Genomic DNA, 26,215 nt, shown 5'->3' on the forward strand with positions numbered 1-26,215 from the left:
GGAAATATGGCAGAACTTCTCATCTTTGTAGCACCGCTGTCAAACTCGCCACACCTGTGACCACTGTGAGAATCCGCACGCTCCGGCGCTGACGGATACGTAGATAACAGTTGGGAATAGCGGTTTTGTTTTCCCAGCTGACCCGACGCGCTGAGATCAAGATCTCGTCACAGACGCCCGCCGATTCACGGCTGAGGCCGTCTATCTCTTAGACTGCGCTTATGGAACGTGCGTCTGTGCATGGGGCACCCCCACCGCGACCGGGCCGGCCGAATACCAAGCCCTACGTCGACGAGACCGGTGGCATTCTGCTGCCCCCAGGCATGAGCCTTTCCCAATTGCTTGACCAGAACATCGCCAAGTTCGGCAACGAACTCGCCTACCGCTACGTCGATTACAGCCACGATCCCGACGGCACCGCCCTGGAACTGACCTGGAGCCAGGTCGGCATCCGGTCACAGGCCATCGGTGCCCGACTTCAGCAGGTGACCACGCGTGGCGATCGGGTGGCGATTCTTGCGCCGCAGGGCCTTGATTACGTGACGTGCTTCTTCGCGGCGATCCAGGCGGGCAATATCGCAGTCCCACTGTTCGCGCCTGAGCTGCCGGGGCACGCCGAGCGTCTGGACGCCGTGCTCACCGATGCCCTGCCCGCAGTGGTGCTCACCACCACTTCGGTGAGTGACGCGGTGCAGAAGTTCGTGCGATTGATGCCGCGCGAGACGAGGCCGCGCATCATCGCCGTCGATGCCATTCCCGATTCGGTGGGGTCGACGTTCCAGCCGTCCACCTTGGAGACCGACGACATCGCGTATCTGCAGTACACCTCCGGCTCGACTCGCGCGCCGGCCGGGGTCGAGATCAGCCACCGCAACGCCGGTACCAACCTTCTGCAGATGGTCTTCTCGATCGGACTCGAGGGAGACTTCGAGATCAACGGCGCCAGCTGGTTGCCGCTGTACCACGACATGGGTTTGATGATGGTCGGCTTCCCGGCCCTCTACGGCGGCCACCTGACCTTCATGTCGCCGATGGCGTTCGTGCGTCGGCCCGGACGTTGGATCCAGATGCTGCACACCACGTCCCGTCACAGCCACATCGTCTCGCCCGCACCGAACTTCGCTTTCGAACTGGTCGCGCAGCGCGGCATGCCCAAGGACGGCGAGGTGGACCTGACCAACGTGGTGTTCATCAACGGCTCAGAGCCGGTGAACCTGGAGTCCGTCACGAAGTTCACCGAGGCATTCCTGCCGTACGGGCTGTCCAAGACTGCAGTTCGGCCGTCATACGGGATGGCAGAGGCGACGTTGTTCGTATCGTCGGTTCTGCCAGACACCGAGCCGACCGCCGTGTACCTCGATCGTGAACAGCTCGGCGCGGGACGGGCCGTTCATGTGGAACCCGATGCGCCGCAGGCCCTTGCGCAGGTGTCCTGCGGAAAGGTGTCGGTGAACCAGTGGGCGGCCATCGTCGATCCCGACACCGGTCAGGAGCTGCCGGACGAGTGTGTGGGCGAGATCTGGTTGCACGGCGACAATATCGGGCGCGGGTACTGGGCGAGGCCGGAGGAGACCGAGCACACCTTCGGCAACAAGCTGCAATCCCGGCTGGAGTCCGGCAGCCACGCCGACGGCACCGCCGACAGCGCGCTGTGGCTGCGCACCGGAGACCTCGGCTGTTACATCGACGGCGACCTGTTCATCACCGGCCGCATCAAGGACATGGTCATCGTCGACGGCCGCAACCACTATCCGCAGGACATCGAGTGGACCGTCGCTGAGTCGTCCAAGGCGATCCGCAGCGGCTTCGTCGCAGCGTTCTCCGTGCCTGCGCGCGAATTACCAGGCGGCGACCCAGCCGACACCAGCGAGAAGCTCGTCATCGTGGCGGAGCGTGGGCCAGGCGCAGGTCGGGCCGACCCGCAGCCGGTCGTCGACGCCGTCCGCAGGGCGGTATCACGCAAGCACGCCGTCAACGTCCACGACATGCGTTTGGTCGCGGCTGGTGTCATCCCGCGCACCACGAGCGGCAAGCTGGCGCGACGCGCGTGCCGGGCGGAGTACCTCGCCGGGACCCTCAGCACCCGCTAAGCGGCTGCGCCGGGCTTCAGGTACGTGACGAGGTTGCAGTCGAGCATCTCGTCGGCGAAGTAGTTCTGGCACCCACGCAGATAACGCATGTACCTGTCGTAGTTCTCTTCGCGTGCCACCGCAATCGCCTGATCTTTGTTGGCCTCCAGCGTGTCAGCCCACGTGCGCAGCGTCCGCACATAGTGCTTCTGCAGCGACATGCACTCTGGCACAACAAATCCGGCCTTCTCACCGTGTGCAACCATCATCTTGGCGGTCGGGACGCGGCCACCGGGGAAGATCTCGGTGACGATGAACTTGATGAAGCGCGCCACCTCGAACGTCAACTTCTTGCCGCGTGCGACATAGTCGTCGGGATGGAACGCGGTGCTGCTCTGGATGGTCATCCGGCCGTCGTCGGGCAGGATGTCGAAGCTGTTCTTGAAGAAGTCGTCGTAGCGCTCGAAACCGAAGTGCTCGAACGCTTCGATGGACACGATGCGGTCGACGGGGTCGCTGAACTGCTCCCAGCCGCGCAGCAGCACCTTGTGTGAGCGCTCGGTGTCGACGCCGGCGAGCAACTCCTCGCAGTAGGCGTGCTGGTTCTTCGACAGCGTCAGCCCGATGACGTTGACGTCGTATTTCTCCAGGGCACGCTTCATCGTGGCACCCCAGCCGCAACCGATGTCGAGCAGCGTCATGCCCGGCTTCAGGTCGAGCTTGTCGAGGTTGAGGTCCGCCTTGGCGACCTGCGCCTCCTCCAGCGTCATATCGTCGCGCTCGAAGTACGCGCAGCTGTAGGTGCGGGTCGGGTCCTGGAACAGTCCGAAGAAATCGTCGGACAGGTCGTAGTGGGCCTGAATTTCCTCGAAGTGCGGCTGCATCCGGTTTGCTTTCACGGCCATGTCCGTCAACTCGCCTCCCCAATAGTCTGCTCGACCGTACACGCCATGGTCGCCCCGGAGCCATTTCTGTTGCGGCGGTTGGGCAGATGAATATTGATGTTATTTTTCCAGTGTGAATTGATTTATGTCTACATATCCGATTCGGAAGCCGTCTGCTGTACCCCGCAGAAACTTCATGTACCGCTCATAGACTTCTTCGGACTGTATCTCGATCGCCTCGTCTTTGCGCGACTCCAGAACGTCGGCCCACATGTCCAAGGTCTTCGCGAAATCCGACTGCAGCGACTGAATGTGGGTCACCTTGAACCCGGCTTTCGTCGAATGTTCTTCGACTTTTTCAACCGATGGCAAACGTCCGCCGGGGAAGATCTCATCGATGACGAATTTGATGAAACGCGCGAACGAGAACGTGAGCGGGACGCCCTTCTCCTTCATCTCCTGCGGGGTGAGCCCGCAGATCGAGTGCACCATCATCACGCCGTCGTCGGGCATCAGGTTGTAGGCGAAGGAGAAGAAGTCGTCGTAGCGCTCGAAACCGAAGTGTTCCAGGGCCTCGATCATGACGATCCGGTCGACCGGCTGCTTGACCTCCGACCAGTCGGCCAGAATCACCTTGTAGGACCGCTGGCTGTCGGCACCTGCGAGCACGTTCTGGCAGTACTCGTACTGGTTCTTCGACAGCGTGACGCCGACGACGTTGACGTCGTATTTCTCCATCGCCCGCTTCATCATCGAGCCCCAGCCACAGCCGACGTCGAGCAGCGTCATGCCGGGCTTGAGCCCCAGCTTGCCGAGGCTCAGATCGAGTTTGGCGATCTGCGCCTCTTCCATCGTCATGTCCTCGCGAGGGAAGTACGCGCAGCTGTAGGTGACTGACGGGTCCGTGAAGAGCTGGAAGAACTCGTTGGAGAGGTCGTAGTGAGCACGGACCTCGTCGACGCTCTGGTCCTTCTTCGCCGTCGCCGCGGTCTTGTCGGCCATTTACTTCTCCAAGGTGAACTGGTTGACGTCGATGTATCCCACCCGGAAGCCGTCTGCACAGCCCGTCAGGTACCTCATGTAGCGCTCGTAGACCTCTTCGGACTGGATGGCGATGGCCTGATCCTTCTTGGCCTCGAGGTTCTGCGCCCAGATGTCCAACGTGCGCGCGTAGTGCGACTGCAGCGACTGGCGACGCGTCAGGTTGAAGCCGGCCTTGCCGCTGTGTTCTTCGACCTTCTCGATCGACGGCAGTCGGCCGCCGGGGAAGATCTCGGTGATGATGAATTTCACGAAGCGCGCGAAGTTGAAGGTCAGCGGCATTCCGCGCTCGACCATCTGCGGGCCGGTGAGCGCCGTGATGGTGTGCAGCAGCATGACGCCCTCGTCGGGCAGCGCGTCGTAGGCGAACGTGAAGAAATCGTCGTAGCGGTCGAAGCCGAAGTGCTCAAATGCGCCGATCGACACGATGCGATCAACGGGCTCGTCGAACTCCTCCCAGCCCTTGAGCATGACCCGCTTGGTGCGCGGGCTGTCGGAGGCCTCGAAGACCTTCTCGACGTGGGCGGCCTGGTTCTTCGACAGCGTCAGGCCGACGACGTTGACGTCGTAGCGCTCGATCGCCCGCATCATCGTGTAACCCCAGCCGCAGCCCACGTCGAGCAGCGTCATGCCGGGCTTCAGCCCCAGCTTGCCCAGCGCCAGGTCGACCTTGGCCTTCTGCGCTTCTTCCAGCGTCATGTCTTCGCGCTCGAAGTACGCGCAGCTGTACATCCGCGTCGGGTCAAGGAACAGCGCGAAGAAGTCGTCGGACAGGTCGTAGTGCGCCTGAACGTCCTCGAAATGCGGTTTCAGGCTTGCTTTGCCCTTGTCGGCCATGTCGATGTTGCCTCTCTCATTACTGAAGGCAGCCCCCGAAAAGACGTGGTGGAGGACCTGCCCCGGGATGCGCCATGGTCAACCCGGATGCCTCCCGCCTGGGAATGCTAGCCGATTTCGGGGGAACCACCGAATCGGCCAAATCCGCTGATCAGAAGGCTTCGGCGAAGTTCGTCTTGAGCTCCCCGACGATCTGGTCCCATAACTCTTCTGGCAGGTCGTGGCCCATCCCGTCAATCAGAACCAGCCGCGCGCCTTTGATGGCGCGGGCGATCGCGCGACCGCCGGACGGCCGCATCAGCTTGTCGGCCGTGCCGTGGATGACCACCGTCGGCGCGGTGATCTGACGGTCGTAGTGAAGCAGGCTGCCGCTGCCGAGCACGGCGGCGAAGTGCCGCGCGATACCCGCCGGGTAGTAGGCGCGGTCGTAGCCCTCGAGCGCATCGGCCTGCAGCTTGTCCTCTGGGCGCGGGTAGCCGGGGCTGCCGATGATCTTGGCGACGCGCACGGCGTTGGCGACGATCGCCTCGCGGGTGGAGTCCGCGGGTCGCTGCAGCAGGGCCCGCAACTGCTCGTATCCCGGCGGTGGAAGCAGCGCCTGGTTGTTGCTCGAGAAGATGATGCCGAGCGTGTTGGTGCGCTGCGGGAACCGCGCCGCGAAGATCTGGGCGATCATGCCGCCCATCGAGGCGCCGACGATGTGGGCGCGGTCGATGTCGAGATGGTCCAGCAGCCCGGCGGCGTCATCGGCGAGGTCCTCGAGCGTGTAGACCGCGGGGCTGGGCCTGCCGAGGTACGAGCGCACCATGCCGGGCAGCGTTCCCGAATTCGAGCGCTGGCCGGTCAGCTTGGTCGACAGGCCGACGTCACGGTTGTCATATCGGATGACGCGCAGGCCCTGGTTGACGAGCTTCTCGCAGAATTCCTCGCGCCACAACAACAATTGCGCTCCGAGGCCCATGATGAGCAACACCGGAGGATGGTTCTCATCGCCCATGTCCTCGTAGTGGATCTCAATCGGGCTGTCCGAGCCGCCGGTGCGGGCGAGTCCGGTACGGGCCTGCACTATTTCTCTCCCCCTACCCTCCGGGTGGGAGGTGCCCCCACACGCAAGCGTTCGTCGGCCACTTAGGCGTCGACTCCATCTTTTTCGGTCTCCTGGGCGGGCGCGTCCGGGTCCTTGTACTCCCGGCTGACCTCGACCATGAAGTTGGCGAAGTAACCCGTCAGCTGCGGATCGCTCATCATCTGCCAGCGTGGGGCGAGCAGCTTCATGTAGCGCTCGACGTAGAGGAACTGCTTGCCGATCAGCACCAGCTCACGGGGGAGCTTGACGTCGTAGGCGTCGGCCAGCGTGGACAGCTGCTTGCCGATCGCGGCGTAGGACATGTCGCCGAGGTTCTGCATGGTCAGCGGAGTCGAGAACTTCTCGAGGTCCCTTGCGGCCTCGGCTTCCGGCCTGACGGTGCCGACTGCGCCCATCAACACGACGATCTTGCCCGCCGCGGCGTGGTCCTTCTTGACCAGAAGTGCGTACACCAGCTCGCGCAGCAGCCAGCGGGTGCGCGGGTCGATGCGGCCCATGATGCCGAAGTCGAAGAACACGATCTTGCCGTCGTCGTCGACGTAGAGGTTGCCCGCGTGCAGGTCGCCGTGGAACAGCCCATGCCGCAGGCCACCCTCGAACAGACTGAAAAGCAGTGCCTTGACCAGCCTCTCGCCGTCGAAGCCCTTCTTGCGGATGGCGGCCACATCGTCGATGCGGGTGCCCTGGATGCGCTCCATGGTGAGCACGCGTGCGCTGGTCAGATCCCAGTACACCTGCGCGACGCGGATGTTCTCGCCCAGCGGCGAGGCGTGCATGTGCGACACCCAGGCGTCCATCGACTGCGCCTCGAGGCGGAAGTCCAGTTCCTCGGCGAGGTTGTCGGCGAAGTCGGCGACGACGTCCTGCGCCGACAGCCGCTGGCCGAGCTTGGCGAACTCCACCAGGCGCGCGCCGCGCTTGAGGATCTGCAAATCGGCGGCGACGCGACGCCGGATGCCCGGCCGCTGGATCTTGACGACGACCTCCTCGCCGCTGTGCAGCGTCGCGTAGTGCACCTGCGCGATCGACGCCGACGCGAACGGCGTCTCGTCGAAGGACTTGAACAGGCTTTCGGGTTCGTCGCCCAGGTCCTCGACGAACAGCTTGCGGATCTCGTCGATGTCGGCGGGCGGCACCCGGTCGAGCAGGCTGCGGAACTCGCGGCTCAGCTGCTCGCCGAATGCGCCGGGGCTCGACGCGATGATCTGACCGAACTTGACGTAGGTGGGCCCGAGATCGGCGAACGTCTTCGGGATCTCCTTGATGACCTTCTGCTGCAGTGAGCCGCGGCCGGCGAGCTTGCTGACGACCCGTGCGCCGGTGCGGGTTACCTGCCAACCCGTCGCTCCGATGCGGGCGGCCTCGACGGGCAACGGAACCCGGTCAAGCTTGGCCACCTCGCGGTGCTTAGTCGTAGACATAGGTGACAGTCTCTCAAAATCGTTGCTGAGCCGCGAAAAGCTGTGGATCCGGTCACATTGACCACCGGTTGTGGCGGGTCGGCGGGGAGTGAGCACAATGCGCAGAACATCGAGATCGCTGAATAGGACCGAAAGTGCGGACAACCGCGCCATCGCGGGGCCGGCTTCATAACTTCGGACGAACAACTCGTCTTTCCAGGAGCGACATGGCAATGCTGACGACCCCACCGCAACCCACCTCGATGAAACGCGTCGCAATGGCGAGCTTCGTCGGCTCTGCGATCGAGTACTACGACTTCTACATCTACGGCACCGCAGCGGCACTGGTGTTCCCCAAGGTGTTCTTCCCGCACCTCGGCACGACGATGGCGACCGTCGCCTCGATGGCGACGTTCGCGGCGGCGTTTCTGTCGCGGCCGGTTGGCGCGGCGTTCTTCGGGCATTTCGGCGACCGGCTCGGCCGCATGTCGACGCTGATCGCCACGCTGATGATCATGGGGCTGTCCACGTTGGCGGTGGGCCTTGTGCCCGGCGCCGCGACGATCGGAATGGCCGCGCCGCTGATCCTGCTGACACTGCGGCTGCTTCAGGGCTTCGCGGTCGGCGGCGAATGGGCCGGCTCAGCCCTGCTTGCCGCGGAGTACGCACCCGCGAAAGCGCGAGGGCGATACGGCATGTTCACCCAAATGGGTGTCGGCAGTGGGCTCGTCATGAGCAGCTTGTTGTTCCTCACGGTCAATCAGACGATCGGCGAGAGCAGTCGCGCGTTCGTCGAATGGGGCTGGCGGATTCCGTTCCTGTTCAGCGCCGTGCTGATCGCGATCGCGCTCTACGTTCGGCTGAACGTCGCCGAGACGCCGGTGTTCGCCGCGCAGAAGGCGCAACCTTCCGCCTCAGCGGTGCGTCCGCTCGTCGCCTTGCTGCGCGAGCAGCGGCGCGAAGTGGCGCTGGCCGCGGGCAGCATGATCGGCTTCTTCACCCTGGGCTACCTGGCCAACGCCTACTTCATGAGCTATGCCCATACCCACGTTGGCTTTTCGCCGGATGTGATCCTCGCGGTCGGGCTCCTCGGCGGCGTGATCGTCGTGGTGTTCAACGCGATCAGTTCGATACTGAGCGACATCTACGGCCGTCGCCGCGTCATCATGACGGCGTTGGCGCTGGGCGTGCCGTGGGCCTTCGTCGTCCTGCCGCTGATCGACACCGGCAACGTGGCGCTCTTCGCGCTCGCCATGTCGGGCACCTATGCGATCGCCGCCAGCTCCTACGGGCCGATGGCGGCTTTCATCCCCGAGATCTTCGGCACGCGTTACCGCTACAGCGGTGCGGGCCTGTCGCTGAACCTCGCGGGGCTGGTCGGCGGTGCGGTGCCGACCATCATCGCCGCGCCTCTGCTCGCGACATGGGGAGTGTCCGCGATCGGCATCATGATGACCGCTGTCGTGCTCGTGAGCCTGGTGTGCACCATCGCGCTGCCCGAGACGAAAGGGGTTGCGCTCGCGTGATTTTCGCGGCGGACGGGTCAGGCGAAGGAGTGCTCGACCTCGTCGCGGCTGAGCACCGGGTCGCTGCCCGCCACGTACGTCGGCAGCGTGTGCGGCACCGAGGTGCCGCCCTTCACCCTCGCCTGCGCCTGGCGGAATTCGGGGATCGGGCCGGTGGCGGCGCTCAGCCCGTTGATCACCGCCCACACCGCCGCGCGTCTGGCGCTGCGCTCGACGATGTTCGGGTTGGTGTGGGCCACCATTCGCGCCGCCCACTTCGGCAGCGTGTCGCGAATCGCCCAGTCCACCGCGCCCTGCGCCATCGGCAGACCCGGGCCGGTCGACATCGCCATGCCGTGGGTGACGGCGAGCTTCGGCACATACGACTCGAGGCAGTCCAGAGTCTCGGCCTTGGTGGTCGGCAGATCGGTGCCGCCGAGTGCATGGCCGACGCGGACGAATTCACTGTAGTAGCGGTCGATCTTCTTGCCGCGCAACGGCTGCGGGTGATACATCTCGTGCGCGGTGGCCAGTCCCCAGGCCACCGTCGCGTAGTTCCAGCGCAGCCAGTTCGGATCGTCGGCGTCGTAGCGGGCCCCGTCGGGCCTGGTGCCCTTGATCGTGTGGTGCATCGCTCGCACCGACTTGGCGAGTCGCTCGGCGGTCTCGGTCGAACCGTAGGCGGTGCCGATGAAGAAGGCGATCGAATGACCGAGTCGCACCGCGGCGCCCGCCGGGTCGATCTGCGGTGTCGCCGTCGCTTCGCCGGTCACCGGATCGCGCTTCACCAACCGCGAATGGTGCATGCCCATCCAATAGATCGACGGATCGAGGCGCTCCAAGTATGCCGCGCACTGCAGACCGAAGATCAGCGCATGCATATGGGAGTGCACGTGCCACACAGCGCTGCCGGGGCCGAACCAGCCGGGGTCGCCGACGGGAGCGGCGAACTCCATGCCGTGGAAGTAGTGGCGTCGGATGTCCTCGTCGAACTTCTTGTTCAGCAGTTGTCCGGCGATTTGATGCGGCAGGTGCATACGCGTCTCCCAGTTCTGGTCACGGCTGTAACCAGAATACATTTCGGCTACGGTTGTGACCAGACTTGGGTTCGCCGACGTAGTCTTGCCTGATGTCGAGCCCGACGCGCTGGGCCGGTGTGCCGCTGACCGACCGCCGCACCGAGCGCCGGACGCTGCTCGTCGATGCCGGTTTCCGGCTCTTCGGTGACGAGGGCGAATCCGCTGTCTCGGTGCGCTCGGTCTGCCGGGAGTGTGGACTGAACACCCGCTACTTCTACGAGAGCTTCGCCGACGTCGACGACCTTCTCGGTGCGGTGTACGACCGGGTCAGCGCCCAGCTGGTCGAGGTCGTCGGCGCCGCCATCGACCAGGCGGAGGACTCCGTGCGGGGACGCACGCGGGCGGGTATCGCCGCGGTGCTCGGCTTCAGCTCGACCGATCCGCGGCGCGGCCGGGTGCTCTTCACCGAGGCGCGGGCCAATCCCGTGCTGGTTAAACGTCGCGCGGCGGCCCAGGATCTGCTGCGGGAAGGTGTGCTCACCGAGGGCGGCAGGCTCACGCCGGAATCCGACCCCGTCGCCGCGGCGGTCGGGGCGGCGATCTTCACCGGCGCGATGGCCGAGCTGGCCCAGCAGTGGCTGGCGGGCAACCTCGGCGACGATCTCGACGCGGTCGTCGACCACGCGATAGCGCTCATCCTCTGACCTGGTCGCGCGAGACTGCATCCACGCAGGGCTTCACTCGCACTTTCTCTGCTGGAATGCCGTTTCGGCGGCAACCCGACGATCTAGGAGACTGCTGAATTAGTGGCGTTGGGGCGGGGCGCCTCGAGCCGTCGTGCGGCGGTGTGAAGTCAGACCCGTGGGTCGACAGAAGAGGTCGCCCCGCCGAAATCGAGCGTGACACTGGATCTCGCGGTCGGCAAGGCCGGAATCCAACTGTGTTAGGCGATAGCCCAGGTAGTTCCGGTGTGAGTCAGGCCCAGTGAGATGAGGCGACGCAGGTTGAGTGCGGCGCTGCGGTGGTGCAGCCAGTGGTCGTTGCGGGTGACGCCGCGGTAGCGGACTCTGCGGTTGTTGCGGGTGAGCCAGGCGATGGAGCGTTCGACCATGGGCCGATGCTGGCGGTACTCGGCTTGCCACTCGGGGTCGCGTGCTCGACTGCGGGCTGCGCGCTGCAGCGGTTCGTACTCACTGAGGGTGAGTTTGCGTCCGTTAACCGCGGTAGTGCATTGAGACGCTAAAGGGCATGAGCGGCAACGTGTTGTGAAACCGACTCCGCCGCTGGGCGGAATCGGCAGCGTGTGGTTGGCCGGGCAGGTGACGGTGCGGGCGTCGAAATCGATGGTGAAGTCATCGGTGGTGAATCCGCCGGGTACCGGGGAGCGCAGGGGTATCGGTTTGATGATCGTGGTGTGCTTGGCCTCGGCGAGCGCAGCGCGAGTCGCACCGGTGCCGTAGGCCGAATCGCCGAGCACTCGCACCGGGCTCGGCTCGTCCTCCAGGAGGGCCAACCCGATGACGGCTTCGTGGTTGTCAGATCCGCTGGCTTTGGTCAGCGCGCAGTCGGTGATGATCCCGGTGTCGGGTTCGATCGCGAGGTGGGCTTTGAACCCGTCCTGACGGCGGTGCACCGTCTTATGGGCGTGGCGGCTGTCGGGATCCACAGTGGAGATCACCCGATCCGGGGCGACCTTCTGCGCGATACGCCAGTGCCCGTCGGTGCCATCGGAGCCCTCGACCGGTTCGACGTCCTGGCCGGCGATCAGCGCCAACAACGCCACCGCCTCAGCAGCCCGAGGATCGAGTTCGTGCTCGGGTAGATGCCCGAGCACTCGATGAGCATCACTGACCAGGCCATCTACCAATGCGTCACGGGCGGCCTTGTCGTTCCAGGCAATCGCGGGCTTGCCCGGGTCGTCGTAATCGTGAGCAGTGCAGTGCTGTTCGATCACCGCTGCGGCGGCGGGAACCTCGCGGCGGACCCGCCGGATCGCGGCGATCAACTGAGTCACGGTGTCCTGAGTAGCCACCGCATCATCGAGGACGGTGGAATCCAACGCCCGCCGCGTCTTCTTGGCCAACACGCCGGTCTCGGTGACGACGGCTTTGACCGCCTCAAAGATTCGGTTCGGCCGAGCTGAGGCCGCCAGTCGGCGCCGCCAGTAGGTCAACGTCGTGGAGTGAAACGCCGGTGCGGTGATCGGCAATCCGCAGGCCGCCTTCCACCGCAGGTCAAAGGTGACCGCGTCGACGGTCTCGTTATCCGACAGGCCGTGCAGCGCCTGCAGGGTGATCACGCTGGCCATCACCTCAGCCGGAACACTGGGCCGACCCCGCCGCGAGGGAAACAGATCGGCGAACATCTCCTCAGGAAACAACTCACTCCGATGTGCGGACAGGAACGCAAACACACTGTCGGACTTCAGAAGATGCCCGGCCACCGACTCGGCATCCAACAACTCTCGCTGATCATCAGATCGACCCTGCACCATCTAATGATCCCGAAAACCCCAGCACAAGCACCCCCGCCACGCCGCAATAATTCAGCAGTCTCCTAGCCGGCCAGCGCGAAGTTCTCGGTGAGCGCCTCGACGACGGGGCGCCACACCGGCTCGGGAAGGTCGTGGCCCATGCCGTCGACGACGATGAACCGCGCGCCCGGGATCGCTTTCGCGAGGCTGCGGCCGTTGCGGGGCCGGACCATCGGGTCGTCGGTGCCATGGATGACGACGGTCGGCGCGCTGATGCGCCGCGTGTAACGCAGCAGGCTGCCAGTGCCCAAGATGGCGTCGAACTGGCGCATCATGCCCTGCGGGTAGTCGCTTCGCGCACGCAGATCCTCGACCCGCCTGCGCAGGGCGTCGACCGGCGGTAAGAAGTTGGGGCCGTTGATGATCGAGATGTTACGGATCTCAGCGGCGAGCCGCTCGTCGGCCGGCGCGTCCTTCGACGGCCCGCCGAACGCCAACTTGATCACCCGCCACCGCGGCACCGCCGACAGCAGCCGGTTCGAACTCGACATGATCAACCCGAGGGAGGCCACCCGGTCGGCGTGGTTGCCCGCGAGCACCTGCGCGATCATTCCGCCCATCGATGCGCCGACGACGTGCGCGCGTTCGATGCCGAGGTGGTCGAGCAGACCCTTCGCGTCGACGGCCATGTCCACCAGCGTGTAGGGCACCTCGCTGCGGCGGCCCGTGACATGGCGAACCACCCGCGGATACACCGAGCCGTCAGCCTTGAGGCCGTGCAGCTTGGTCGACAGCCCGGTGTCGCGATGGTCGAACCGGATCACGCGGTGCCCCTCTTCGACAAGGCGTGCGCAGAACCCGTCCGGCCACATCGGCAGCTGCGCGCCGACGCCCATGATCAGCAGGATGGGCGCGGCGTCGGGGTTGCCTCGCGCACCCGAGGAGCGGGACGGGCGCAGATCCTCGTAGAACAATTCGACGTCACCGCACGACGCCGTCCCGCTGCGGGTTTGCATCTCACATTTCTACGCTGTCGCTTTCCACGGCTTGATCCAGTCCGTCTCCGGCCAGCCGAGAATGCCTGCCATCAACTCGTACATGGTTGCGCCGTCGATGGATTCGCGGACGATGTCGCAGTGTCCAGCATGGCGGGTCAACTCCTCGACGAGGTGCATGGCGACCCATCGCACGTTCCAGAAGTCCAGGTTCTGCGGGAACCACGGCACATCGTGCGGGACGGGCACCTGGGTGTCGAGGTCAGCCTCAGCGAAGACGCGCAGTGTCTCCTCGTTCTGCGCCCGCAGTGTGCCGAGCAGTTCGTCGAGCGTCTCATCGTCGCGCATCACGTACTGATCCTCGTATTCTGCGGCCTGTTCCTCGAAGGGCCGGTCGTCACGAGGCGGTGAATCCGGTGCCGCCTTCACTCGCGCCATCCAGCTGTGCTGAACGCCTGCCGCATGTTTGATGAGGCCGCCGATCGACAGCGCGCTCACCGACGGTTTCGACCGTGCCTGTTCATCGGTCAGCCCGTAGGCAACCGCGAAGAACGCGTCCTGGTTGAAACGCAGAAAATTGATCAGCGTCTGTTTCTCGTCGCTGGCGGGTGGGGGCATTCCCTCCATCGCCTACTTCTCCTTCTTGTCGGGGTTGTTGGCGTAAAGATCTCGGATACAGGCGATTTCGGCGCCGTGGTGGATCATCTCGCGATTGATGTGCAGAACAAGGGCGATGAACGGGTAGTCGGCGTACGGGCCCTCGGCGGGTCCGCACGGCCGATACAGCTCGTCATCGGTGAGCGCACGCACACCCGCCATCCATTTCCCGTAGGCATCGTCGAGTTGGGCCAGCGCGGTTACGGCGTCGGTCGCGTAGGACCAGCTCTGGTAGTCGGCCTGCGGGCCGTCGAAGTGCGAGTGGTTACGCATGGCCAGCACGCCGACGATGACGTGCGCGAGCCGCCACGCGATCGTGGTGAACGGCGCAGGCGCAGGTTCCGGGTAGTGAAAGTCGATCGTGCCGTCAGGATGCACGGTCCAGCAGTTCGGCACCGGCGCCCAGAAGTACTCGTCGTCGGTCAGGCCGTCGAGCCGCGGTCGCAACTGGTGGGTCCAGTGGAAATCGAGCTGGTCGGCGAGTTGGTCGGTGATCACTGTGTCCGATGTCGCCGCCGGAGCGGCTCCGGTGTCGTTCGTCTTCGAGCTCATGGAACCAACCTCTCATCCTTTTAGGACAGTTTCTGTCCTAAGACTGTGCGAGCCTGAGAACGTGTCCGAAACGACCAGCCGGGTGCTGCAGCTTCTCGGCCTGCTGCAGTCGCGCCGCGTCTGGTCGGGTGAGGAGCTCGCCGAGCGTCTCGGCGTCACCACCCGAAGCGTTCGCCGAGACGTCGAAAGGCTACGTGACCTCGGCTATCCGGTGCTCGCCAGCAAGGGGCACGGCGGCGGCTATCAACTCGGCGCAGGCGCCGCATTGCCACCGCTGCTGCTCGACCCCGACGAAGCCGTCGCGATGGCGGTCTGCCTGCGCCTGGCCGCGGGCGGCAGTGTCGCGGGCGTCGGCGAGTCGGCGCTTCGCGCGCTGAGCAAGCTGGATCAGGTGATGCCGTCGCGGCTGCGGTCGCAGGTCTCGGCCGTGCACGAGGCCACCGTCACACTTGCCTGGAATTCGTCCGACTCGCCCGTGGAACCCGAGGTGCTGATGACCCTGGCCCGTGCCTGCCGCGACCGCGAGCACGTCTCGGCGGCCTACGTCGACCGGGCGGGCAATGCCACCGACCGCAGGCTGGAGCCCTATCAGCTGGTGACGACGGGAAAGCGCTGGTATCTGTTGGCGTTCGACCGCGACCGCGACGACTGGCGAAGCCTGCGCCTTGACCGGATGGCTGGCGTCCGCGCACGCGGAAGCACGTTCGTGCCAAGGGACGCTCCCGACGCAGCGGCGTACGTCCGGCGTTCGATCAGCGCCTCGCCGTACCGCCATGTCGCGCGGGTCCGCTACTCCGCATCCGAACAATCTGTCGCACAACACTTCTCGCCGTCATCGGTGAACATCGAGGCCGACGGTCCCGACGCATGCATCGTCACCGCCGGTGCGGACGACCCGGAGCGGATGGTGTTCTACTTCGCGACCGTCGGAGCGGACTTCGAGGTGCTCGAACCGCCCGAGGTCGTCGACGCGGTCGCGACGGTCGCCGACCGGTTGCGGCGCGCGACCAGCAACCCGTGACGCTCGCGTTTGGCCGCGGATCCACGCAGGCGCAACCGCAGTAGCAGCAGTCGGCGGTGTGCCTCGAAGCCCATCGACAGCGGGTCTGACCAGGTCCTGGGGCCGCCTGACGTCTTACGTTCAGTCGTCATGATTTCTCCATTGTGGCATCTCGCCGCAGAGGTTGCAGGCGGCGCGCCGTGGCCTGCGCGGCGGACATCGTCCGAAATGAACTGTGGCTCAACGGGGCTCAACGTCATGGCGACGGAAAGGCATCTGTGGCATGCATCGAGTGTGACAATCCTCACCCATGCGACGTCAGTCGGTGATGCCCAACCGGTCGGTGAGGACGAGAAACGCCACCGCAAAGTCGTTTTCACCGGTGCCTGCCCGCAGCCTGTCCCAGTCCACCTGTTCGCGAACTGCCCGAACAGCGGGTAATAGCGCCGCGAAATCACAGTGGTGCTCGTTGAGCGAGTTCAGCTTCTCGATGAGCACGTGCGTCGGCGACAGCACCGGCATCCGGATCGCGAGTACGTCGAGCTCCTCGGCGTCGGCGATGTCGTCAGCGGTCACCGGCGTCCCGTTGAGCTGGTGCAGCACATCGATGACGAACTGCTGATCGACACACGCCTTGAAAAGCCAGTCCTCCGGCGTTCGGTCGATGCGGAAACCGGCCTTCTCCAGGGTCAATGCCGCCGCCTCCGTGTCCGGTTCTGCGACCACGAAGTCGACGTCGTGAAAAGGCTCTGGGCCGCCGTACGCCCACAGCGCGTAGCTTCCGGCCAGCGCGAACTCCGGACCGTGCGCCTTGAACGCAGAGGCCGCGCGCTTGAGCGCCTCGCGCAGGTCGATCTCCGTCATCGTGGGTACTTAGTACCCATGCGGATGGCCACCTTCAACATCCTGCACGGACGAAGTGTTCACGACGGCGCGGTCGAGCTGGACCGGCTCGAGGAATCCGTTCGGCAGCTCGACGCCGATGTGCTCGCTCTGCAGGAGGTCGACTGCGATCAGCCACGGTCGGCGATGGCCGATCTGACGGCGATCGCCGCCGAGGCCATGGGCGCGGTGGCGCACCGGTTCGTCGCGGCGATCTCGGGCACACCGGGGGCGACGTGGATGTCGGCGACCGGCCGCGAACAGCCCGGCACGGCGGCCTACGGCATCGCGCTGCTGTCCCGTTTCCCCGTGCAGAGCTGGCAGGTGGTGCGGCTGCCGCGCATCCCGATAACTTTCCCGATGTATCTCCGCGAGCCCGGCAAGGTGCTCATGGTGCACGAGGAGGCGCGCGCGGCTGTGGTGGCACAGGTGGACACCCCGCTGGGCCCGATTAGCGTCGGCAACACCCATCTGTCGTTCGTGCCCCGCTGGAACCGGCTTCAGCTGCGCCACCTCGTCCGCGACATGCGCGGGTTTCCCGGCCCACGCGTGCTGATGGGCGACCTCAACATGACTGCGCCGAAGTTCGAGCGCTGGGTCGGGCTGCGCGCCCTCGGCGTGGGCCCGACCTTCCCGTCCGAACAGCCGAGCCGTCAGCTCGACCACATCCTCACCGACGATCCGACACTTCGCGCCGACGAAAGCCTGGCCGTCGAGTTACCGATCTCCGACCACCGCGCGCTCGTTGTGGACGTTTCCCGGCCGTAACTACGTAGGGTGGCGGAGGTGACGTTCGGCGTGACCTCCGCGGAGTCGATGGACCTCTTCACCGGGCCGCCGGATGCGCCGTTGCAAATCGTCAGAGTCACCCACACCGGCGCATCGTCGCCGATCTTCGTCGAGGGCGAGGGTCTTGTCACGCCCGAGCCGCCGACCGCGGGCGCGGCCGGGGTGGTCGAGGTGCCGGTGGCGGTCCGCGATCCCGTGCCCGGTGAGCGTCGGGCGGCGCGTGTGCACTGCGACGGCACCGCCACCGGCTTCGAGTTCGTCGTCGCCGAACCGGGCTGGACGATGTTCATGGTCAGCCATTTCCATTACGACCCGGTGTGGTGGAACACCCAAGCCGCCTACACCAGCCTGTGGACCGAGGAGCCGCCGGGTCGCTGCAGGCAGACCAACGGCTTCAACCTGGTGGCCGCGCACCTCGAAATGGCGCGCAGGGACCCGGAATATAAGTTCGTGCTGGCCGAGGTCGACTACCTCAAGCCGTACTGGGACACCCACCCCGAAGACCGCACCGACCTCCGCCGGTTCATCGACGAGGGCCGCGTCGAGATCATGGGCGGCACCTACAACGAGCCGAACACCAACCTGACCAGTGCCGAGACGACCATCCGAAACTTCGTTCAAGGCATCGGATTCCAACGTGACGTGGTGGGCGCCGAGCCGGCGACGGCGTGGCAGCTCGACGCGTTCGGCCATGATCCCCAGTTCCCGGGTATGGCGGCCGACGCGGGTCTGACGTCCAGCTCATGGGCGCGCGGCCCGCACCATCAGTGGGGCCCGATGCAGAACCAGGGCGATCCCGAGCGCATGCAGTTCTCCAGTGAGTTCGAGTGGGTGTCGCCGTCCGGCCGCGGCGTGCTGACCCACTACATGCCCGCGCACTATTCGGCGGGCTGGTGGATGGACTCCTCGGCCACGCTGCTAGAGGCCGAGACCGCGACCTATGAGCTGTTCTCGACGTTGAAGAAGGTCGCGCTGACGCGCAACGTGCTGCTGCCCGTCGGAACCGACTACACGCCGCCGAACAAGTGGGTCACCGAGATTCATCGCGACTGGAACGACCGCTACACCTGGCCGCGGTTCGTCTGCGGGCTGCCGAGCGAGTTCTTCGCATCGGTGCGAGCCGAACTGGACGAGCGCGGGATCGAACCGTCACCGCAGACCCGTGACATGAACCCGATCTACACCGGCAAGGACGTCTCCTACATCGACACCAAGCAGGCCAACCGCGACGCCGAGAACGCGGTCCTGGACGGCGAGCGCTTCGCCGTGTTCGCCGGGCTGCTCGGTGGCGCCACCTATCCGCAGGCAGCGCTGGAGAAGGCCTGGGTTCAGCTCGTCTACGGCGCGCACCACGATGCGATCACCGGATCGGAATCCGATCAGGTGTACATCGATCTGCTCACCGGCTGGCGCGACGCGTGGGAGCTCGGCTGTGCGGCACGCGACAACGCCCTTGCGCTCATCTCCAGTGCCGTCGACGCGACCGTAGTGGTATGGAATACGCTGAGCCACAAGCGAACCGATGTGGTGACCGCCAGACTCGACCACCCGGTGGGTGACGGCCTGCGGGTGACCGACGCCGACGGCAACGAGCTGCCCGCGATCGTGGAGCACGGTGGCCGGTCGGTCACGTGGCTGGCTCGAGACATTCCATCGCTGGGCTGGCGCGCCTATCACTTCACGGCCGGCGATGCGGTTTCGGGCTGGGCGCCCATGGACGGCGGGGATTGTCCGGAGATCGCGAACGAGCGGTATCGGTTGCGGGTCGATAAGGCCCGCGGCGGCGCGGTGTCATCGCTGCTGGACAACGGCCGCGAACTGCTGGCTGACGGAAAATTCGGCAACGAGCTCGCCGTGTACGACGAATACGCCGCGCATCCCGATGCGGGCGAGGGACCGTGGCATCTGCTGCCGAAGGGGCCGGTGGTCGTCTCCTCCGGCGCGGCGGCGGAGAGCGTCCGAAGCTATCGCTGCCCGCTGGGGGAGCGGATCGTCGTGCGCGGCCGGATCGGTTCGGTACTGCGCTACACCCAGACCCTGACGCTGTGGCACGGCGTCCCACGCGTCGACTGCAGCACCACGATCGACGAGTTCACCGGTGAGGACAAGCTGCTGCGGCTGCGCTGGCCGTGCCCCATCCCAGGGGCGATGCCGGTGAGCGAGGTCGGAGACGCGGTGATCGGGCGCGGGTTCGCGCTGCTGCACGAACCCGGCTCCGAGGAGTCCGTCGATACCGCCAAACATCCCTACACACTGGACAATCCGGCTTACGGCTGGTTCGCGCTGTCGTCGGCGATGAGGGTGCGCGTCGATGTCGCGGACGCGCGTAGCGCAGACAGCGGAGGCGTGCGTGCGGTGTCGGTCGCCGAGGTGGTCTCGCCGAGCGAGGCGGAATCGGCGCCGCTGGCGCGCGATCTGATGGTGGCGTTGGTTCGCGCAGGCGTCACGGCGACGTGCAGTAGCGCCGACAGGTCCCGCTACGGGGACGTGGCCATCGACTCCAACCTGCCGGATGCGCGGATCGCACTCGGCGGTCCCGACGAGAATGCCTTCACCGCAGCGGTTCTGGCAGAGGCCGATCCGGCATATGCCGAGGAACTCAAGCGTCAGCTGTACGCGTCGGGCTCGGCGCGGGTGTGGGTGCCCGCCGCGGCGCCGCTGGCAGCGTGCTGGCTGCCGGGAGCCGATCTGCGCGGTGTGCGGGTGCTGCCGGTGCTCGTCGTCGCGGGGACTGACAGTCTCGACGCGGCTGTCGCATCGATCGTCGAAGACCTTGCCGACGGCGAGATCTCGGTCGCCCAACAGGTGCCGTCGGACATCGAAACGTACGAGCATCGAACGGTCGCCGTGCTCAACCGCGGTGTGCCCAGCTTCGCCGTCGACGTCGACGGCACCCTGCACACGTCACTGATGCGGTCCTGCACCGGATGGCCTTCCGGCGTGTGGATGGATCCGCCGCCGCGCCGCACCGCACCCGACGGATCAAACTTCCAGCTGCAACACTGGACGCACAACTTCGACTACGCACTGGTCACCGGCGACGGTGATTGGCGGTCGGCCGCTGTTCCCGATCGCAGCGCCGAGTTCTCGCACCCGCTACTCGCCGTGGTCGGAAACGTGAGCGCCACAGGCGGATTGCCCAGCTGGGGATCACTTCTGGAGATCGAGCCCACGGGTGCCGTCCACCTCGCCGCCCTGAAGGCCGCAGGTAACCCGTTCGCCTCCGGCAGCAGCCGGGCCGTCGACCCCGCGGAAGCCGTCACACTGCGGCTCGTCGAAACCACTGGGGCGACTACCGATGTCGCCATCACCTCGGGTCTACGGCGGGTGTCCCCGGCGTCGCGAGTCGACCTCCTCGAACAGCCGCGCCTGCAGGAGTACGACGGATCAGACGATCTGACGGTGCACGGCTACGAGATCGCGACCGTGCTCGGCCGGTTCAACATGCCGCAACTGCTCGACGCCGACCATACCCAGTTGGCCCCCGAGGTCGAGGCCGCTCAGCCGCTTTATTCCCGCTACTGGCTGCACAACCGCGGCCCCGCCCCGCTGGGCGGACTGCCCGCCGTCGCGCATCTGCATCCGCAGGCCGCAGTCGCAGAAGCCGGCGACGACGTCGTGTTCCGGCTCACGGCGGCAAGCGACTGCACGGACTCGGTGCTGCACGGCACCGTGCGGATACTGTGTCCGCCCGGCTGGACGTCCAGCCCGTCGAGCCTCCCGTTCGTGCTGCCGAGTGGCGAACACCTGGAAGCCGAGATCGAGCTGACGATGCCGCCGGACACGCCGCAGGGTCTCTACCCGATCCGTGCACAGCTTCACGTCACCGGCGACGACGCGGTGTCCATGCCCGCATCATGGCGTCAAGTGGTCGAGGACGTGGCGACGGTGTCGGTGGGCACACCGCGCGAGGACAACGAAATCGTTTATCTGATAACCGAACCCGACCGCATCGAGGTCGCCGCGGGCGACGTCGACCGTCTTGTCGTCGCAGTCGGCACCGCGGCGGGTGCGAGCCTGTCGCTGGAGGCGCACGTGATCAGCCCGTGGGGAACGTGGGAGTGGATAGGGCCTGCCGCCCAGGGCGCCGTCGTGTCGCCGGGCGAGACGACGGAGATCGGCTTCGACGTGACCCCGCCGCCATGGGTGCAGCCGGGGCAGTGGTGGGCGCTGGTCCGGATCGGCTGCGTGGGACGGCTGCTGTACTCGCCTGCCGTGAGGGTGACGGTCCGGTGAGCCACCCGCGCATCGCCGCCACGGTCGCCGGTCTCGGTGTGCCCGTCGCCGACGTCGACGCGCGCGAGGCCGCGCTTCGGGAAGCGATGCCTGCTGCGGCGCTGCCGCGGGCAGGCACCAGCGAGGGCAGACAGTTGCGCCGTTGGCTGACACAGCTTCTGGTAACCGAACGGGTGATCGCAGCCGAGGCGGTCGACGCGGGCGTCACCAGCATGGGCGCGCCCGCGGAAAGCCAATTGCTGCCCGATGACTCGGCACGTTTGGAGATCGGTAGCATCGCGGCGGCCGCGCTGGCCGATCCGCTCGCAAGAGCGATGTACGCCCACGTCACCGCCGATGTCGAGGTCGATGACGTCGACGTCGCCGATTACCACGGGCGCAATCCTCTGCGCTTCGCGCAACCGTCGGATATCGGAAATGGTTGGCGCACCGCAACACTCCAGGCGCCACCCCTGGACGCCGTAAGCACTCTGATCGCCGACCATCTGCGCGGCGCGGCCCGTCGCCGGGCGTTCCGGCTCTGGCTTGATGCGCGACGGGCGGAGCTGGTTCGGCTCGCTCCCGGCTACGAGCATCCCGGCGACCCTCGCCAGCCCGACAACACCCACAGACACTGATGACCGGACAGACGCTGGCCATCGACATCGGTGGCACGAAGATCGCCGTCGGGCTCGTCGGTGACGACGGCACACTCGGCCACCACGCTCAGCTGCCGACACCAGACGGCGACGCCGAAGCGATCTGGGCGGTCGTCGACGCACTCGTCACCGAGGCGCTCGCAACCGCGGGCGGCCGCGTCCGCGGTGTCGGCATCGCGTCGGCAGGCCCGATCGACCTGCCGTCGGGCACCGTCAGCCCGATCAACATCACGCAGTTGCAGCGCTTTCCGATCGTCGAGCGGGTCACCGAACTGGTCGGGGTTCCGGCGCGGCTCGGCGGCGACGGACTGTGCATGGCGATGGGTGAGCGCTGGCGCGGCGCAGGCCGCGGCGCACAGTTCATGCTCGGCATGGTGGTGTCGACGGGTGTCGGCGGCGGTCTGGTGCTCGACGGTGCGCCCTACGACGGCCGCACCGGCAACGCCGGCCACGTCGGCCATGTCGTCGTCGACCCGGACGGCGCGCCCTGCACCTGCGGCGGGCGCGGATGCGTCGAGGCCATCGCGGCGGGCCCGAACATGACGCGCTGGGCTCGCCAGAACGGCTGGAAGGGACCGCCGAAGGCCGACGCCAAGGAGCTAGCCGATGCGGCCAATGCTGGAGACCCGGTTGCGCTCAAGGCATTTCGGCGCGGCGCGACTGCGGTGGCGGCGATGATCGCGTCGGTCGGCGCGGTGTGCGACCTGGATCGGGTCGTCATCGGCGGGGGCGTGTCGAAGTCCGGCGCGCTGCTGTTCGACCCCGTCCGCGAGGTGCTCGCCGTGCACGCGGGCCTCGACTTCCTGCACGGCTTGACCGTGGTGCCCGCCGAACTGGGCAGCGATGCGGGCCTCGTCGGCGCCGCGGCATTGGCGATTTCGGCGCGTTAATCGACGCTGAGCGCACGCGAGCGCGCCGAAATCCCTAGATGCCAAGGTCGACTCCGCGGCGGACCTCGAGGATCAGCATGGCTACGTGCAGCGAGACCATCGACTCGGCATCGTCGAGGCTGATACCGAGCCTCTGCTCGATGCTCGACAGCCTCTTGTAGAGCGCAGGCCTGCTGAGGTGCAGCCGCTTGGCCAGCGCGGCCTTGTTCCCGGCCAGCCGCAGGTATTCCCGCAGTATCGCCAGATCGCTTGGGACACGGCCGCCTTCGGCCCGCAGTAGCGCCTTCAGCTCGGTTTCGGCGAACGCCTGCACGTGCGGGTCGTCCTGCAACAGGGCGAGCAGCCCGCGCAGCCGCACATCCGAGGCGCGGTAGAAGGGCCGCGGGTCACCCCGCATCGCCATGGCCACCTCCGCGACGTGCGCGGCTTCCCCGATGCCCTGCACCGCGTCGACGACGAGCTCGCATGGCTCGCCGACGGCCAGTACGGCGCGTTGCCTGCCGTCGGCCCGGGTGAGTTCGCGCGTCACCGCTGCGCCGAGCGCCGTCCACGTCTTATCCGACCCGCCCTTGTTCGCGCCCAATGCGACGACGGCCCCGATCTCACCGTCGCCGTGCACGGTGAACAGGCCGGTGTGACCGGACGCGTTGACGGTGTGCACCACCGCGTCAAGGAGCGACACGTTGCGGCGCTGGTCGGCGACCGGATCGGTGGCATCCGCGACGAACCGGGCGCGCACCACAAGCGGGTAGTACCGCGCAGCCTTGCGTAGTCCCAAAGCATTTGCGCGAGCACTGATTTCCCGCTCGTCACTCACCCGTTCGCGCAGCACGTCGTCGATCAACCCGCTCTGCGCCTGCTGGTGTAGCCCGGACCTGTCGCGTTCGATCATCCGGTTGAGAGCCAACGCGGCCGCGGCTCGTTCGAGGACCATCCCGGTGCGCCCGGCGTCGGCGGGCGGGCGCGGCACGATGAGCCTGCCCCATTCCTCGCCGCGAGGGCCGACCGCGGTCACGGCCCAGTGCTCGGTGCCGCCTCCTGTCGACGCGCGCCGGGAGCGCTGTTCCCAGTCCTGCAGGAGTTCGGCGGTCGTGTCGGGACCGTGGGCGACCGCAAGAGCTTGGTGCGCAAGGTCTTCCAGCACGACGGGCTCGTCGAGCATGGAGGCGGCGGCGTCGACGATTCCGTTGGCCGAAACGCGCCTCATGCTCAGGTCGGTGAAGGCTCGATGCACTCGACGGTCGAATGCCACCTCCTCGAATTGGCCGGACACGATCCGGCGGTGCACTTCCTCCGTCACCTCGACGAACCTGATCGTGTGGTGCAACGCGATCAGGGCCAGGTTCAGGTCCTCGGCGATCGGTGTCGCGGATGCAGGCAGGGGATCCGCGGAGCCGAGCTCGACGACGACACCCAGCGCACCGGCTTCGGCGATACCGCGCAGGTACCGGGCGGGCGCGTCGTGAAGCGCGGCGCCGGTGGTGAGCACCAACTCGCCGCCCTGCAGCCAGGGAGACAGGTCGGTGACGTCGCCGACGTGAACCCAGCGCACCGGATCACTCCACCGCCGCCTGCTGAGCACCTCGGGGTCGCCCGCCTGCACAACCGGAAGGGCGACCACGTCAGCGACCGTCAAGGCCATTTACACAGTGTAAATCCGGCAGCGATTCTGGATACGATTTGTACGAACAATCCCGGCATCCAGCGCGTCACACTGGGTGTACCAACGGACGACCGCATCTACGCGTCATGTCAGGAGTACCGCTCAATGTCCATCATCAGCCATTGGATCAACAACGCCCCGTTCGAGGGCGACTCGGGTGACACCGCGCCGGTGACGAATCCGGCGACGGGTGCGGTGACCGGTGAGGTGGCGCTGGGCAGCGTCGAGGATGCGCGCGCGGTGATCGCGGCTGCCAAGGCGGCGTTCCCGGCGTGGCGGGACACCTCGCTGGCCAAGCGCACGGCGGTGCTGTTCCGGTTTCGGGAGTTGCTCAACGAGCGCAAGCAGGAACTGGCGCAGATCATCACCTCCGAGCACGGCAAGGTGGTCTCGGATGCGTTGGGTGAGGTGAGCCGCGGCCAGGAGGTCGTGGAATTCGCCTGCGGTGTCCCTCATTTGCTCAAGGGTGGGTTCACCGAGAACGCCTCGACCAACGTCGATGTGTACTCGATCCGCCAGCCGCTGGGCCCGGTGGGGATCATCAGTCCGTTCAACTTCCCGGCCATGGTGCCGATGTGGTTCTTCCCGCTGGCGATCGCCACCGGCAACACCGTGGTGCTCAAACCGTCGGAGAAAGATCCCAGCGCGTCGCTGTGGCTGGCCCGGTTGTGGGCCGAAGCGGGGCTGCCCGCCGGGGTGTTCAACGTGCTGCAGGGCGACAAGACCGTCGTCGATGAGATGCTGACCAACACGGACCTCAAGTCGATCAGCTTTGTCGGGTCCACCCCGATCGCGCAGTACGTCTACACCACCGGCACCGCGGCCGGTAAGCGGGTGCAGGCCCTGGGCGGGGCGAAGAACCACGCGGTGATCCTGCCCGACGCCGATCTGGATCTGGCCGCCGATGCGATGGTCAACGCCGGGTTCGGCTCGGCGGGGGAACGCTGCATGGCCATCAGCGCGTGCGTGGCCGTCGGCCCGATCGCCGATGACCTGGTCGCCAAGATCGCCCAGCGCGCGGCCACCATCAAAACCGGGGACGGCACCACCGACGCCGACATGGGGCCGCTGGTCACCAAGGCCCACCGCGACAAGGTCGCGGGCTACATCGACGCCGGTGAAGCCGACGGCGCCAAAGTCGTGCTCGACGGGCGCACCGTCGAGGCAAACGGCGGCGCCGAGGGATTCTGGTTGGGCCCCACCCTGCTCGACAACGTCACCCCCGAGATGAGCGTGTACACCGACGAGATCTTCGGGCCCGTGCTCTCGGTGTTGCGGGTGGAGTCCTACCAACAGGCCCTCGAGATGATCAACGCCAACGCCTACGGCAACGGCACCGCCATCTTCACCAACGACGGCGGAGCGGCCCGGCGCTTCCAAAACGAGGTCGAAGTCGGCATGGTCGGCATCAACGTGCCCATCCCGGTACCGATGGCCTACTACAGCTTCGGCGGCTGGAAAGCCTCCCTGTTCGGCGACACCCACGCCCACGGCACCGAAGGCGTGCACTTCTTCACCCGTGCCAAAGCCATCACCCAACGCTGGCTCGACCCCAGCCACGGCGGCCTCGAACTCGGCTTCCCACAAAACAAGTAAGC

General features: G+C 66.3%; 21 protein-coding genes. 9 read left to right on the top strand and 12 right to left on the bottom strand.

The features are described from left to right. Positions 1-221: 221 nt before the first annotated feature. Positions 222-2,090, top strand: a complete 1,869-nt coding sequence (locus C6A82_RS04735; RefSeq protein ID WP_105342609.1) for a fatty acyl-AMP ligase — start codon at positions 222-224, stop codon at positions 2,088-2,090. Here the strand turns inward: C6A82_RS04735 and C6A82_RS04740 are convergent. The 5 genes from C6A82_RS04740 to C6A82_RS04760 all read right to left on the bottom strand — a co-directional run bounded on the left by C6A82_RS04740 (position 2,087) and on the right by C6A82_RS04760 (position 7,339). Further along, positions 2,087-2,974 carry a cyclopropane mycolic acid synthase family methyltransferase gene (locus C6A82_RS04740; RefSeq protein ID WP_233216784.1) on the bottom strand — a complete coding sequence of 296 codons (888 nt, stop codon included), beginning with the start codon at positions 2,972-2,974 and terminating at the stop codon, positions 2,087-2,089. The genes C6A82_RS04735 and C6A82_RS04740 overlap by 4 nt on opposite strands. Before the next feature lie 99 nt (positions 2,975-3,073). Continuing rightward, positions 3,074-3,955 carry a cyclopropane mycolic acid synthase family methyltransferase gene (locus C6A82_RS04745; protein WP_105342611.1) on the bottom strand — a complete coding sequence of 294 codons (882 nt, stop codon included), beginning with the start codon at positions 3,953-3,955 and terminating at the stop codon, positions 3,074-3,076. Continuing rightward, a complete protein-coding gene (locus C6A82_RS04750) occupies positions 3,956-4,831 on the bottom strand; it encodes a cyclopropane mycolic acid synthase family methyltransferase (RefSeq protein ID WP_311101688.1) in 876 nt (291 codons plus the stop codon). A gap of 151 nt (positions 4,832-4,982) precedes the next feature. Beyond that, positions 4,983-5,897 carry an alpha/beta fold hydrolase gene (locus tag C6A82_RS04755; RefSeq protein ID WP_105342012.1) on the bottom strand — a complete coding sequence of 305 codons (915 nt, stop codon included), beginning with the start codon at positions 5,895-5,897 and terminating at the stop codon, positions 4,983-4,985. Positions 5,898-5,959: 62 nt separating this feature from the next. Continuing rightward, positions 5,960-7,339, bottom strand: a complete 1,380-nt coding sequence (locus tag C6A82_RS04760; RefSeq protein WP_105342010.1) for an AarF/ABC1/UbiB kinase family protein — start codon at positions 7,337-7,339, stop codon at positions 5,960-5,962. Between the two features lie 242 nt (positions 7,340-7,581). Between C6A82_RS04760 and C6A82_RS04765 the strand changes: the two genes are divergently transcribed. After that, positions 7,582-8,844, top strand: a complete 1,263-nt coding sequence (locus C6A82_RS04765) for an MFS transporter (protein WP_199193595.1) — start codon at positions 7,582-7,584, stop codon at positions 8,842-8,844. Between the two features lie 17 nt (positions 8,845-8,861). Here C6A82_RS04765 and C6A82_RS04770 read toward each other — a convergent pair whose 3' ends face one another. Beyond that, positions 8,862-9,860, bottom strand: coding sequence for an oxygenase MpaB family protein (locus tag C6A82_RS04770; RefSeq protein ID WP_105342014.1), 999 nt, complete (start codon positions 9,858-9,860; stop codon positions 8,862-8,864). A gap of 92 nt (positions 9,861-9,952) precedes the next feature. Here C6A82_RS04770 and C6A82_RS04775 point away from each other — a divergent pair, with 92 nt between their 5' ends. Continuing rightward, the gene (locus C6A82_RS04775) at positions 9,953-10,546 is read left to right on the top strand and encodes a TetR/AcrR family transcriptional regulator (protein ID WP_105342009.1); all 594 of its coding nucleotides are present in this window, start codon (positions 9,953-9,955) and stop codon (positions 10,544-10,546) included. Positions 10,547-10,785: 239 nt separating this feature from the next. Here C6A82_RS04775 and C6A82_RS04780 read toward each other — a convergent pair whose 3' ends face one another. The 4 genes from C6A82_RS04780 to C6A82_RS04795 all read right to left on the bottom strand — a co-directional run bounded on the left by C6A82_RS04780 (position 10,786) and on the right by C6A82_RS04795 (position 14,519). Further along, positions 10,786-12,333, bottom strand: coding sequence for an IS1182 family transposase (locus tag C6A82_RS04780; protein WP_311101844.1), 1,548 nt, complete (start codon positions 12,331-12,333; stop codon positions 10,786-10,788). A gap of 65 nt (positions 12,334-12,398) precedes the next feature. Then, positions 12,399-13,331, bottom strand: coding sequence for an alpha/beta fold hydrolase (locus tag C6A82_RS04785; protein ID WP_105342584.1), 933 nt, complete (start codon positions 13,329-13,331; stop codon positions 12,399-12,401). A gap of 9 nt (positions 13,332-13,340) precedes the next feature. Further along, a complete protein-coding gene (locus C6A82_RS04790) occupies positions 13,341-13,937 on the bottom strand; it encodes a DinB family protein (protein WP_105342585.1) in 597 nt (198 codons plus the stop codon). A gap of 3 nt (positions 13,938-13,940) precedes the next feature. After that, positions 13,941-14,519: a DinB family protein gene (locus C6A82_RS04795; RefSeq protein WP_199193628.1), complete on the bottom strand. Its 579-nt coding sequence runs from the start codon at positions 14,517-14,519 to the stop codon at positions 13,941-13,943. A 61-nt stretch (positions 14,520-14,580) separates the two neighbouring features. Between C6A82_RS04795 and C6A82_RS04800 the strand changes: the two genes are divergently transcribed. Next, positions 14,581-15,540 (top strand): YafY family protein, encoded by a 960-nt coding sequence (locus tag C6A82_RS04800; protein WP_199193629.1) that lies wholly within the window; start codon positions 14,581-14,583, stop codon positions 15,538-15,540. Between the two features lie 297 nt (positions 15,541-15,837). Here the strand turns inward: C6A82_RS04800 and C6A82_RS04805 are convergent, their stop codons facing one another. Next, on the bottom strand, positions 15,838-16,383 hold the full coding sequence (locus C6A82_RS04805) for a hypothetical protein (protein ID WP_105342588.1): 546 nt from the start codon (positions 16,381-16,383) through the stop codon (positions 15,838-15,840). 18 nt (positions 16,384-16,401) lie between these two features. Between C6A82_RS04805 and C6A82_RS04810 the strand changes: the two genes are divergently transcribed. The 4 genes from C6A82_RS04810 to C6A82_RS04825 are packed head-to-tail and all read left to right on the top strand — an operon-like array spanning position 16,402 to position 22,954. Further along, positions 16,402-17,169 carry an endonuclease/exonuclease/phosphatase family protein gene (locus C6A82_RS04810; RefSeq protein WP_105342595.1) on the top strand — a complete coding sequence of 256 codons (768 nt, stop codon included), beginning with the start codon at positions 16,402-16,404 and terminating at the stop codon, positions 17,167-17,169. A 48-nt stretch (positions 17,170-17,217) separates the two neighbouring features. Then, a complete protein-coding gene (locus tag C6A82_RS04815) occupies positions 17,218-21,426 on the top strand; it encodes an NEW3 domain-containing protein (RefSeq protein ID WP_311101845.1) in 4,209 nt (1,402 codons plus the stop codon). Beyond that, positions 21,333-22,043, top strand: coding sequence for a malonyl CoA-ACP transacylase (locus tag C6A82_RS04820; protein WP_396836778.1), 711 nt, complete (start codon positions 21,333-21,335; stop codon positions 22,041-22,043). The genes C6A82_RS04815 and C6A82_RS04820 overlap by 94 nt, the downstream gene beginning before the upstream one ends. After that, complete coding sequence (locus C6A82_RS04825; protein WP_105341318.1) at positions 22,043-22,954, top strand: ROK family protein; 912 nt, start codon at positions 22,043-22,045, stop codon at positions 22,952-22,954. The genes C6A82_RS04820 and C6A82_RS04825 overlap by 1 nt, the downstream gene beginning before the upstream one ends. A 34-nt stretch (positions 22,955-22,988) precedes the next feature. Here the strand turns inward: C6A82_RS04825 and C6A82_RS04830 are convergent, their stop codons facing one another. Further along, positions 22,989-24,596 carry a PucR family transcriptional regulator gene (locus tag C6A82_RS04830; RefSeq protein ID WP_311101690.1) on the bottom strand — a complete coding sequence of 536 codons (1,608 nt, stop codon included), beginning with the start codon at positions 24,594-24,596 and terminating at the stop codon, positions 22,989-22,991. Between the two features lie 126 nt (positions 24,597-24,722). On the opposite strand from C6A82_RS04830, the gene C6A82_RS04835 reads away from it, so the two are divergent. Further along, positions 24,723-26,213, top strand: coding sequence for a CoA-acylating methylmalonate-semialdehyde dehydrogenase (locus C6A82_RS04835; protein ID WP_311101691.1), 1,491 nt, complete (start codon positions 24,723-24,725; stop codon positions 26,211-26,213). Positions 26,214-26,215: the final 2 nt, after the last annotated feature.

Origin of the sequence: Mycobacterium sp. ITM-2016-00318, from assembly GCF_002968285.2 — a bacterium.
Taxonomy (GTDB): domain Bacteria; phylum Actinomycetota; class Actinomycetes; order Mycobacteriales; family Mycobacteriaceae; genus Mycobacterium.

What these genes read in the sequence shown, in the direction of transcription:
- C6A82_RS04735 (WP_105342609.1), top strand. Translation starts at nt 222, where the DNA reads ATGGAACGTGCGTCTGTGCATGGGGCACCCCCACCGCGACCGGGCCGG.
- C6A82_RS04740 (WP_233216784.1), bottom strand. Translation starts at nt 2,974, where the DNA reads ATGGCCGTGAAAGCAAACCGGATGCAGCCGCACTTCGAGGAAATTCAG.
- C6A82_RS04745 (WP_105342611.1), bottom strand. Translation starts at nt 3,955, where the DNA reads ATGGCCGACAAGACCGCGGCGACGGCGAAGAAGGACCAGAGCGTCGAC.
- C6A82_RS04750 (WP_311101688.1), bottom strand. Translation starts at nt 4,831, where the DNA reads ATGGCCGACAAGGGCAAAGCAAGCCTGAAACCGCATTTCGAGGACGTT.
- C6A82_RS04760 (WP_105342010.1), bottom strand. Translation starts at nt 7,339, where the DNA reads ATGTCTACGACTAAGCACCGCGAGGTGGCCAAGCTTGACCGGGTTCCG.
- C6A82_RS04765 (WP_199193595.1), top strand. Translation starts at nt 7,582, where the DNA reads ATGAAACGCGTCGCAATGGCGAGCTTCGTCGGCTCTGCGATCGAGTAC.
- C6A82_RS04770 (WP_105342014.1), bottom strand. Translation starts at nt 9,860, where the DNA reads ATGCACCTGCCGCATCAAATCGCCGGACAACTGCTGAACAAGAAGTTC.
- C6A82_RS04775 (WP_105342009.1), top strand. Translation starts at nt 9,953, where the DNA reads ATGTCGAGCCCGACGCGCTGGGCCGGTGTGCCGCTGACCGACCGCCGC.
- C6A82_RS04785 (WP_105342584.1), bottom strand. Translation starts at nt 13,331, where the DNA reads ATGCAAACCCGCAGCGGGACGGCGTCGTGCGGTGACGTCGAATTGTTC.
- C6A82_RS04790 (WP_105342585.1), bottom strand. Translation starts at nt 13,937, where the DNA reads ATGGAGGGAATGCCCCCACCCGCCAGCGACGAGAAACAGACGCTGATC.
- C6A82_RS04795 (WP_199193628.1), bottom strand. Translation starts at nt 14,519, where the DNA reads ATGAGCTCGAAGACGAACGACACCGGAGCCGCTCCGGCGGCGACATCG.
- C6A82_RS04805 (WP_105342588.1), bottom strand. Translation starts at nt 16,383, where the DNA reads ATGACGGAGATCGACCTGCGCGAGGCGCTCAAGCGCGCGGCCTCTGCG.
- C6A82_RS04810 (WP_105342595.1), top strand. Translation starts at nt 16,402, where the DNA reads ATGCGGATGGCCACCTTCAACATCCTGCACGGACGAAGTGTTCACGAC.
- C6A82_RS04815 (WP_311101845.1), top strand. Translation starts at nt 17,218, where the DNA reads ATGGACCTCTTCACCGGGCCGCCGGATGCGCCGTTGCAAATCGTCAGA.
- C6A82_RS04820 (WP_396836778.1), top strand. Translation starts at nt 21,333, where the DNA reads ATGGGTGCAGCCGGGGCAGTGGTGGGCGCTGGTCCGGATCGGCTGCGT.
- C6A82_RS04825 (WP_105341318.1), top strand. Translation starts at nt 22,043, where the DNA reads ATGACCGGACAGACGCTGGCCATCGACATCGGTGGCACGAAGATCGCC.
- C6A82_RS04830 (WP_311101690.1), bottom strand. Translation starts at nt 24,596, where the DNA reads ATGGCCTTGACGGTCGCTGACGTGGTCGCCCTTCCGGTTGTGCAGGCG.
- C6A82_RS04835 (WP_311101691.1), top strand. Translation starts at nt 24,723, where the DNA reads ATGTCCATCATCAGCCATTGGATCAACAACGCCCCGTTCGAGGGCGAC.